The organism is Enterococcus sp. 3H8_DIV0648 (genome assembly GCF_002140655.1).
In the GTDB taxonomy this organism is placed as follows: domain Bacteria; phylum Bacillota; class Bacilli; order Lactobacillales; family Enterococcaceae; genus Enterococcus_A; species Enterococcus_A hulanensis.
Window position 1 is genome coordinate 2,614,153 of record NZ_NGLG01000001.1, and the last position, 7,505, is coordinate 2,621,657.

Consider the following 7,505-nt stretch of genomic DNA (forward strand, 5'->3'; position numbering starts at 1 on the left):
GAAATGTTGCGAACAAAACCTAAAATTAAAAATGTCGATATTATTTGTATTAAATGGGATGGTAAAAGTTTTTCTATCCTTGCATGATAAGCCCAGACGGTTTCTGGAATTCGATTACCTATTCACTCATTTAATCCTCTGCTACTCTAGTTGCCGCAAAACGAAAAAAACATCAATCAATTTATTATCTTTTATTCAAAACACAAATAACCGGCCAAATCTTGAAAGATTTGACCGGTTATTTCTTTATAAAAGGGGAGCTTTCCCTTTTAAATCTATATTAATACGACAGGGGCAAGGTTTCTTTGAGTTCAGTTTTTGCTTCTTGGATTTCTGCTTTGACTTCATTGTGACTTTCTTTTAGCGCTTGTTTTCTTTCCTTGCCGCTTTCTTTTAGTTCGCTTTTCACTTCTTTAGAAGCTTCTTTTACTTCATCTCTGCTGTCGTGTAAGTCGTTCTTGATTTCATTTTTTACTTCTCGTAATTCTGTCCGAATTTCTGATTTCCATACCGGGCGGAAAATGTAACGGTTCACTGTCATTAAGCCAATGCAGGCAATCCCCAAAATCAATACTGTAATATCTAATCCATTTCTTTTCATTTTATATATCCTCCCGTTTTCTACCAACTGTAACAACCAACGTTTTTTTCTGCTTTATTACTACACTCTCATAATAAGAGATAATCGGAAGCGTTTCGTCCAACCAAAGCCCTATTTTCTTCTCGGATAAAAGGCTTGAATGACCACGAAAATGACAAAGACGTGAAAAAAGAGCCCATCACAGGCTCTTCATCAGATTATTTCTTGTAGTAGATGATCGCTGTTGCCAGACTAATCGCTAATACACCTAAGATCAGGAGCTCGGTTCCTTTATCTTCTCCCATTTTCGGCAGGCTGCTTTGATAGCTTGTGGTTGGACTTTTGCTTATATATGAAGAAGTGCTGATTGGTACGTTTGTATTTTCTGCGTTGGGAGTGGTTGTTTTTAATTTCAATTCACTCATTGCGGCAGTCAAACGTTGGATCAGATCATTTACCTGCGCTAATGTTGCTTTGCCGGATGCAATCAGGCGATTCGCTTCGTCCTTTAAATCCATGACTTTTTGCCAAGAGTCTTCTGTATATAGCGAGCGAACTTTTTGATTGAAGTCAGCGAGTAATTTTTCCAGTCTTGCTAGTGCTTCTTTTAATGATTTGTTGGATTGTGGTTGTTCTCTTTTTACCAGCTTTTGTACTGCTGCGGCTAAATTTTCTTTTGCGTTGTTTACTTCGTTCAGCGTTACGTTTTCTGGATTTTCTTGTCCCTTTTTGAGAACTTTTTCTGCCTGAGCCTTTGCATCAGCAACGGGTTGCCATGATTCAGGGGTGTACTCTTCTGCTTTTTTGTTATTCGCTTCATTTACTGCTGCCTGCAGCTCTTTCAAAGCCTGCTCGATTTCCTTCGTATCTACAGGCGGCTGCTCCGTAGAAGGTGCGACTTCTTGAATCACTTCTTCTAAGTTATCAGAGGCTGCATCTAATTGTTCGAGTGTGGCTTCTTCGTTATCAACGATCTCGTGCGCTTTGTGGATCTCGTCATTCAGTTTCGCAGCATCATCTGGCGTTAGTTCGGTTTCGTCGATACTTTCAGCTTCATCAATGATATCTGTTAGCTGGTCAATCGCTTCATTGATCGTTCCACTGGCTGAGCCGCCGCTTCCGTATACGTTCACCGAAGCATTTCGATTTTGCGGCTGACCGGCTTCATCATTGGTACCTGCGCCATTAATATAGCGTGTCGTGGAGGCATCGACTTTTGTTTTGTAGGTAATGACTGCGGAGGCGTAGTTATTTATCGTACTCGCACTGCCTAGATTGTCTAAATATAACTGGAAGCCCGTATCCGTTTGCGTGACTTTTGTCCAAGAATTTTCGATATCTTTGCCAGGCACTAAGGAATATTTCTTCAAGCTTTTTTTATTTGTGTCACGATAATTAACTATAAATGAGTTCGTCAGTAAGATTTGCCCCGGTCCAATCGTATCGAGAATCTGCGGCTGAATAAGTCGCTGTTGGGCATTGTTAATGGTAATTGTCCAATTAATAATGGATGGATCATTTTTATCGAAGGCCCCGCTTTTGAAGACTACCGTTGGATTGTTATTGCCGGTCGTCGTTCCAGCGCTTTTCCGGACAGTTAGCTGGACATCGGTGGTCGCGCCATTCACAGGCATCGCAAGTGTATTGGCTCCATCGGTTACCTTCGTTTTATCGAATTTAGCCCAGAAAAACAAAGAACCGTTAATATCGATTTTTCCTTCAACCGAATCGGTAAAGGTCAAAGTCATCAATCCTGTTGCTGCATCGGTTGATGCATTCGCAATAATATTTCCAGCAGCGTCCATTAAAGGAAAATCGGTATAATTAACCAGCTTCAATTGCTCTGGTAACTGAATGGTCATCGTTTCATTTGGATGAACCGCTTCGGGAATAGCAAACGTATAATGAACTTTGATCTTATCGGAATCACTCACTTTGGCTAGTGAATTACCAGCAATATCTGTAAATGACACATCGGTAAAATACTGACTCCCGTGATCCAACGCTGCCGTTGGTGCCGCTTTTTCAGTTACAACCGATGATTTGTCGGTCGAGTCTTGTGTTGAAGCAGTGGTTGTTTTATGTTTATCAGTTGAATTTGTTCCAACCGAAGAAGTATGGTCACTAGTAGGTTGAGTCGTACTTTCTTCAACTGCTTTCGTTTCTGAATTCAGGGCTGTTTCACTCGTCGTGGTGCTGGACAATTCCTCAGCATTTCCATACATCGGCGAGGCAATACCGAACAACAAAACGCCAAATAAAATGATAATCTTCATTTTTTTCATTAGTGCTCCTCCTCTATGCTATAAAGAATAGCGCATTTAGAGAAATCTATACACGATAAAGAACTTGCAAAAATTTCCTTATAGGAGAAGACGTGTCCGGCAAATGCTATTTCATTTACTTCAGTGATCTTTGTCTGACTTCTCGTTGTCAAGCGATTCCCAAGAATCGTAACGCTCCATCGCCTCTAGTAGAAAATGAACTGTGGTCTCAACATTGTCGCTATCCATTTTATATGTCCTAGCCATCGCATTACTCGGTGTCGGATTAGGTTTGGCTCTCGTTAAAAAAGTACAATCTTTATTGCGAGCAGCAGAATTTATCATCGATTCACTTTTACAAACCGCAAAATCGTATTTTTATGCGTAAACAATTGGACCGCAATCTACGAAAGAAAAATCCCCAATCCTGAATTTCTTTTCAGTTATCGCTTGCGCCAACTGACGGCTCTCTATAAATTCATCCGTAACGACTACTAAAAATTGCTTGTTTCCCTGATTAACCAAATAAAACTCTTTACCCAAGTTATTTACCCCGTTGATCAGGTCTGGAATCCCAAAGGCCAATAAAATTCCGAGACCAATATCGATCACCTTCTCGCCTTTTGTCGGCACTTGACTTCCAATCAAGGTTCGAATTTCTGCATCAGGATATTTTTCCCTTACGATTTTATCCTTCTTAACCTTTTTTCTGCCTTTGTCGTAAAGACTCAAATCAATCGCTTCTCTTATGACAGCAACATCCAATGTGTTTCCATCATCAAGAAGATAATCAATACTGACGCCAAGGAGCTTTGATAGCAGGCGCAGGTTTTCAACATCGGGAAGTCCATTATCTGACTCCCATTTAGAAATCGCCTGTCTCGATACCCCAAGTTTTACCGCTAATTGTTCCTGTGTCAGCCCACTATTTTTTCTTGCAGTCTTCAATTTTCCACCCAATGTCATAGCAATGGCACCTCCAATAATGACTGCTTTTCTTTATATTGTCTAATGCAGCCACCTTCTATTCTGAATAGTTTTTTTGTTACTACCAGTCTACAATTGGACGTCTATAGTAGGCAAGAAACTTATTATAGCAAGGACGCAACGCTCCGTAGCATGAGCGTATTGATAGTGATACTATAAAAGAAAAGGAGGCAAGATTTATCATGCACTATTTTGTTAGCGCACTGCCGGTTATTGCTTTTCTTTTTATAAGGCGTATTATTTTAGTAAACTATTCAGCAATGGATGAGTTGGTTTGTTCAACGGAAATCTTGAAAGCGCTATATGCTGATGATAAAAAAATAATTGGAGGTTCTCCTATGTTTTTTCAGAAGAAAACCAAAGACAATAATAGTAGTGATAGTGAACCTGATTTATGGGGACGAGAACCTTTAGAACTCTATGAAAAAATCGGACGCCCGATTGATCGCGATCCTGAAAATCCATTACGTTCAAGTGATGGAAAACCGATCCAAGACTTCATGGTTCTATTTTATAAAGGTAAGCCAGATATCCGCGGGGTGGGCGGTTTACTCTATGCCGGTGAATGGATCAATTACGGCACAAAACTGTATCGCGTAAATACCCTGCTCCAACAGTTAGAATTAAAAGAACTGATTATTGAAGAACTTCAGATAAAGGAGTCCAAATTCTTGGTTAGCCAAACCAGAGTCGATCCACGATTACACTTATTTTATTAAGAAAGGGTCGCTTGTTTTAAATACAACTTATGTAACTAGTTAATAGCGTCCGTTAGCTTACTTTTCAATTTGTATAGATGCTATAATTATGATTACCTACAGATTGAAAGAAGGGTTTTTTAATGTTCAATTGGATAATCTACATTATTCTCCTAGTTTTCGCTGTAATATTCTTTGTTCTTAGCTATCAGTTCCATAAACAAAAATGGGGGAATTTAATAGCTGGCTATAATGATCTTTCTAAAAAGGAAAAATCCATTGTTGATTTCAAGCCAATCAGTCAATCTGCCAGTAAATGTTCATTTGTAGGAGGAATTTACGTGTTATTCATGTTTTTTTTCATTTATTCCCTCCTAGAAAATACAATTAAAACCGCAGTACTCTTGTTTTTATTACCGACAGGTTCTCTGGCATTCATCATTTTTATAGTCGTTGAAATCAGAAAATCTAGAAAGTTTTACAAGTAATCTACTTGACTGATTTATAAGTATGCAATAGCTCCAATTAACAGAGCTATTGATTCATATTAACTCTTCGAATAGACGCAAAAAAACACTCAATTAAATTTTGAGTGTTTTTTTATACCTATCCATATTTGTCTGATTTATTGCGGCACTTCAATTGTACCATAGCTTGCAACTGAAACACCGAATGGTAATTTAGCGGCGTAATCATCAATCCAAGTTGTTGCTGCTTCTCTAGTGTCGAACATATTTTTTCCAGAGACAACATTGTATTTTGTATCCTGTCCTTTATCCACCGTTAACCAAACTGTCCATTTACTTTTAGGAACAGGAGTCGTAGTTTTATTAACTCCATACCATGCGATACCTTCGTTTCTCCAGCCCGCTCGTAGTAAAATCTGTTGTTCATTATTGTTGACAGTATAGTTATGTGATCCAGCCTTCGCATTTGGATTGTAAGCACGATACAAAGGTACTGATTTCTTAGTGTCTGAATACCAGCCAATACCTTCATAACGCCAACCAACACTTACTAAGTGATTCTTTTCAAAAAGATGAACCGTATAATGGTGATCACCAGCATTAGGATTATACAATCGATATACAGGATCGCCACTATTCGGAGCATACCAACCAATGCCTTCATAACGCCAACCAGCGCTTTGGACTTTATTTTTTTCGGTTAGATTCGCAGTATAAAAATGTTCTCCACTATTCGGATTATACAATCTATACATATCCGCTGCATCTGCTTCTGTGGTGTTTGCTAATGCAACACCCCCAACTCCTAATAAAACACCTAACCCGACTACTAATTTCCCTAAAAATCTTTTTTTCATCAGAGAACACTCCTAGCCTATTTTATTGAATCGTAATTGCGCGTCCGTCACGTTCTGCATTGAATTGGCCCATTGTTATCCAAGCTCTAGCCCCATGATCGTATAGCATATTCTTTCCACCGCTACCTGCTCCGGCATTGCTTGAATAATACAACGGATCATAGACTAAGAATTTCCCGCCGTTATAGCCTGCAATCACTTTACAATGATTTCTATTCTTATCAGCATTATTTTGGTAAGAAGAATAGCCATAATAAAGAACTGGCTGACCACTTAACACGCGATTAATGATTTGAACTGTATTTGATCCTGAAATATCGACTGTGTTCCCGCCGTATGTTTTACCATAAGCCGCCAAGGCGTTTGGTTTGATAACCCAACCAAAACCAGCGCCGGTATAAACGTTTCCTTTTTGTCCGTTTGGATTGCTAGGATACATTGGTAACTTATCTTGCATAGTTTTTAGACTCGGTCTGATATTCTTTGATCCTAAAAGCATTGCCAATGAAGCCGAAGCACAGCCCCATGGAGCTTTTACAGGTGTGTATTGACTGATATAAGGAACGCTATTAATGACATTCGTTGATTTTGCGGTGATCGCTCCGCCAGTAACTGACCATGAGACACCTTCATATCTCCAACCACGTTTAACGAGATCATTCTTCTCAGATTCCAACAACGTATAATGATGGCTTCCCGCATCGCGGGCATTGGGATTGAATAAACGATAGACCTTTTTCCCGCCATTTGGAACTTTCCAAGCCACGCCTTCATAGCGCCAGCCTGCACGTTTGATTTTGTTAATTTCATTGTAGTCTTTTGTATAAAAATGTTCCCCTGAATTTGGATTGTAAGCACGGTATAAATCGCTGCCGCTGCCATCAATCTGCATACTAATGCCTTCATAGACCCATCCAAGTGACATTAGATTGTCTTTTTCGCCACCATTCAAGGTGTGTAAGTGTTCCCCTGAATTCGGATTATACACACGATAAATCGGTTTTAAGCTAACCGCTGCATAAACTTCAACAGGTAATGACGCACTTCTAGCATCTTCTGCTACAATCTCATCTGTTTCAGGATCGGGAGCCATAACCTCTTGTTCTGGTGTTGCTCTTTTAGCCGGAGAAAGATTCGTCACATCTGGACTTACAGCTTCCTCCTGCGTATCCTGACTGTCTTCGGTCTGGCTAGACTCTGTCTGCTGCGTTTCAGACATACTAGTTTCTGTCTGAACGGTTTGAGATGACTGTTCAATCGTGTTCTCTGCTTGCGCAATACTCCCTATTCCTAATGGGATTGTTAGTAACCCAACAACCAATAAATTCCAACATTTCTTTTTCATAAACTACCTCTTTCCAATTTGACATAAGTATCACATTACTATTATACATGAAAATGATTTTAAAAATGAAGTTTAGCGGTTACATTTTGCTATTTTTCCGTTTATAACTAAAAAACAACATTCCTTATTGAAAAGAGACGACATTTTTATAATAATAATACACCGAAGTCGTTTTATAATGTATTTGAAAAGACAGATCAACATAACGATTTCCGAAAAAAATACTAGCCGAATATAGAAAATCCCCTCAATAGAATTTATCACTCGCGCCTGACAAACTCCGCATTTACAAAGCGCTTTCTTAGAT

7 protein-coding genes are annotated in these 7,505 nt (G+C 39.2%); 2 read left to right on the forward strand and 5 right to left on the reverse strand.

Translation table 11 applies throughout. The features are described from left to right. Positions 1-280: 280 nt before the first annotated feature. The 3 genes from A5875_RS12010 to A5875_RS12025 form a co-directional block, all read right to left on the reverse strand. The gene (locus tag A5875_RS12010; RefSeq protein WP_088933811.1) at positions 281-601 is read right to left on the reverse strand and encodes a hypothetical protein; all 321 of its coding nucleotides are present in this window, start codon (positions 599-601) and stop codon (positions 281-283) included. A 197-nt stretch (positions 602-798) separates the two neighbouring features. Further along, a complete protein-coding gene (locus A5875_RS12015; protein WP_088933812.1) occupies positions 799-2,865 on the reverse strand; it encodes an Ig-like domain-containing protein in 2,067 nt (688 codons plus the stop codon). A 357-nt stretch (positions 2,866-3,222) separates the two neighbouring features. Further along, on the reverse strand, positions 3,223-3,810 hold the full coding sequence (locus A5875_RS12025; protein WP_088933814.1) for a helix-turn-helix domain-containing protein: 588 nt from the start codon (positions 3,808-3,810) through the stop codon (positions 3,223-3,225). 203 nt (positions 3,811-4,013) lie between these two features. Here A5875_RS12025 and A5875_RS12030 point away from each other — a divergent pair, with 203 nt between their 5' ends. Then, positions 4,014-4,550, forward strand: a complete 537-nt coding sequence (locus A5875_RS12030) for a hypothetical protein (protein WP_088933815.1) — start codon at positions 4,014-4,016, stop codon at positions 4,548-4,550. Positions 4,551-4,672: 122 nt separating this feature from the next. After that, positions 4,673-5,017, forward strand: coding sequence for a DUF3784 domain-containing protein (locus A5875_RS24315; protein ID WP_088933816.1), 345 nt, complete (start codon positions 4,673-4,675; stop codon positions 5,015-5,017). A gap of 137 nt (positions 5,018-5,154) precedes the next feature. Here the strand turns inward: A5875_RS24315 and A5875_RS12040 are convergent, their stop codons facing one another. Then, positions 5,155-5,853, reverse strand: coding sequence for a hypothetical protein (locus A5875_RS12040; RefSeq protein WP_242551110.1), 699 nt, complete (start codon positions 5,851-5,853; stop codon positions 5,155-5,157). 22 nt (positions 5,854-5,875) lie between these two features. After that, positions 5,876-7,198: a C39 family peptidase gene (locus tag A5875_RS12045; RefSeq protein ID WP_088933817.1), complete on the reverse strand. Its 1,323-nt coding sequence runs from the start codon at positions 7,196-7,198 to the stop codon at positions 5,876-5,878. Between the last annotated feature and the right edge of the window lie 307 nt (positions 7,199-7,505).

Bases quoted from the DNA above. Each gene is read 5' to 3' on its own strand.
- A5875_RS12015 (WP_088933812.1), bottom strand. From the start codon at position 2,865: ATGAAAAAAATGAAGATTATCATTTTATTTGGCGTTTTGTTGTTCGGT.
- A5875_RS12045 (WP_088933817.1), bottom strand. From the start codon at position 7,198: ATGAAAAAGAAATGTTGGAATTTATTGGTTGTTGGGTTACTAACAATC.
- A5875_RS12040 (WP_242551110.1), bottom strand. From the start codon at position 5,853: ATGAAAAAAAGATTTTTAGGGAAATTAGTAGTCGGGTTAGGTGTTTTA.
- A5875_RS12030 (WP_088933815.1), top strand. From the start codon at position 4,014: ATGCACTATTTTGTTAGCGCACTGCCGGTTATTGCTTTTCTTTTTATA.
- A5875_RS24315 (WP_088933816.1), top strand. From the start codon at position 4,673: ATGTTCAATTGGATAATCTACATTATTCTCCTAGTTTTCGCTGTAATA.
- A5875_RS12025 (WP_088933814.1), bottom strand. From the start codon at position 3,810: ATGACATTGGGTGGAAAATTGAAGACTGCAAGAAAAAATAGTGGGCTG.
- A5875_RS12010 (WP_088933811.1), bottom strand. From the start codon at position 601: ATGAAAAGAAATGGATTAGATATTACAGTATTGATTTTGGGGATTGCC.